1 protein-coding gene is annotated in these 2,422 nt (G+C 42.3%); it reads left to right on the top strand.

Annotation, left to right across the window (positions count from 1 at the left end):
- On the top strand, positions 1-2,422 hold a 2,422-nt coding region (locus AB1414_19285; GenBank protein ID MEW6609557.1), incomplete at both ends, for a hypothetical protein.

Here is a 2,422-nt window from a genome sequence, read left to right as displayed (position 1 = left end):
GGAACTATTGTATCATTAAGAGGCAATGGCTTTGGGGCAAATAAGATAATAAAAATAGCATTTGGTACGACACCTACTATTCAAACAACATCAACTTACGCAGAAGGTAGCTTTACAACCACATTTACAGTGGATACGCAAGCCTATGGTCAAACAACCATCAAGGCATACGGCAGTGAAGAGGCATTTGGGCTATTTAGTATCTTACCGAATATTATTGAGGTTACCCCACGGGCAGGCACGGTTGGGGCAGTCATTACTATTAGCGGGAATGGATTTGGGGCAACGAGTTCTATCCGAATTGCTTTTGGGAAGACTTCAAGTATTGTGTTTGTGACGACGATGGCTGAAGGGAGTTGGACTACAACCTTTACTGTGGATACGCAGGCTTATGGGACGACGACTGTAACCGCATTTGAGGATGATATTAATATTTTTGCAGGAGCAAGTATCTTTATTTTACCAAAACTCATCTTTATATCGCCGTCAGAAGGCACGGTTGGAAGCATGGTTACCGTAGCGGGCAATGGATTTGGTGGGAATAAAGTTATCGCCATAGATTTTGGCACAACATCAAGCATCCAGACGGGCTGGAGTTGTGAGGCAGGGAGTTTTAGCACGACATGGACGGTGGATACGCAAGCCTATGGTCAGACAACCATCAAGGCACACGGAAGCGAAGAGGCAAAAGGGCTATTTAAGATATTACCACATATTATTTTGGTTAGTCCTGCAGAGGGCACGGTTGGGACAATCATCCGTATTTGTGGCAATGGTTATGGGGCAAATAGTTTGATTCGGGTAGAATTTGGGATAACACCAACAATTCAAATTACCTCAAGCTATGCGGGAGGTAGTTTTAGCACGACATGGACAGTAGATACACAGCCTTACGGCACGACAACGGTTGTAGGTTATGACGATGTGCTGGGTATCCAGAGTGGAAATAAGATAAAGATTTTACCCAATATCATTGTTATTACGCCGGGTCAGGGGACGGTTGGGAGCGTGGTAACGGTATTGGGGAATGGATTTGGAGCGAACAAGGTTATCAGGCTTGATTTTGGGACAACAGCAATGATTCAGACGACTTCAAGCTATAGTGAAGGGAGCTGGTCAACGACATTTACCGTAGATACGCAAGTTTACGGTCAGACGACTATTAAGGCCTCCGGGAGTGAGCAGGCAAGCGGGATATTTACTATTTTGCCAAATATAGTTGAATTAACTCCTATTTTCGGTTCCGTAGGAACGATTATTACCATTGCAGGTAATGGTTTTGGGAAAGAAAGTGAGGTGCAGATAGAATTTAATAATATTTATCGAGGGACGACGGCAGTTACTATCTATGGGTCATTCTCGACTACTTTCACCACTCCAGTCCAGCCATACGGAACATATACAGTTATGGGGACAGATACTCATTTCTCAAATGTGTATGCTACCAGCAGATTCAAAATTATATCCAATTTATGCTTAATTACACCTACGAAAGGTACAATTGGAACGACGATAAGTATAAAAGGAAATGGTTTTGAAGCGGGGAATAAGATTATTTCTATTGAAATCGGAACGACATTGTATTCTACTGTTGTCCTGACAAATGGTCTTGGTGAATTTGACCCAATATGGAATGGTGAAATAAAAACTCAGCCTTATGGCACAGTAACAATTTTAGCAACACAACTTACAGGTAATTTCAGTGGAATATATGCGACAGGTAATTTCTTCATTACATCCAACCTTTCTCTTATTACTCCAACTTCAGGCACAGTAGGCACTATTATTACCTTAAAAGGAGATGGTTTTGGGGCATCTAAAACAATTACGATAGCATTTGGGAGGACACCAACTATTCAATTTAGCTCGACGGGCGCCGATGGTAGTTGGACTACAACATTTACCGTAAATACCCAACCTTATGGTGAGACGACAATTACTGCCTCTGGTAGTGAAAAGGCAACAGGGATATTTACCATTTTGCCAAAAATTATCCTGATTACTCCACAACAAGGAATAGTAGGAAGTATAGTGAGTATCTCTGGCAATGGCTTTGGGTCATTGGAGTCAATAACTATTGGATTTGGTATCAATCCTGCGATTACCGTTGTTTCTACCAATAATTATGGGACATTTTCCACTATCTTTACCGTAGATGAGCAGGCAGGATGTGGCACGGTAACGGTTAGTGCCAAAGGCAGTCATTGTTCTGCCTCCAGTCTATTTGTCATCTTCCCGAAGATAACTTTAATTACACCAGGTGCCGGAACAGTAGGAAGTATGGTGAGTATCTGCGGCAATGGCTTTGGGTCACTGGAGTCAATAACTATTGGATTTGGTATCAATCCTGCGATTACCGTTGTTTCTACCAATGATTATGGGACATTTTCCACTATCTTTACCGTAGATGAGCAGGCAGGAT

The organism is bacterium (assembly GCA_040755795.1).
Lineage (GTDB): Bacteria > UBA9089 > CG2-30-40-21 > CG2-30-40-21 > SBAY01 > JBFLXS01.
This window is presented reverse-complemented; position numbering and strand designations above follow the sequence as displayed.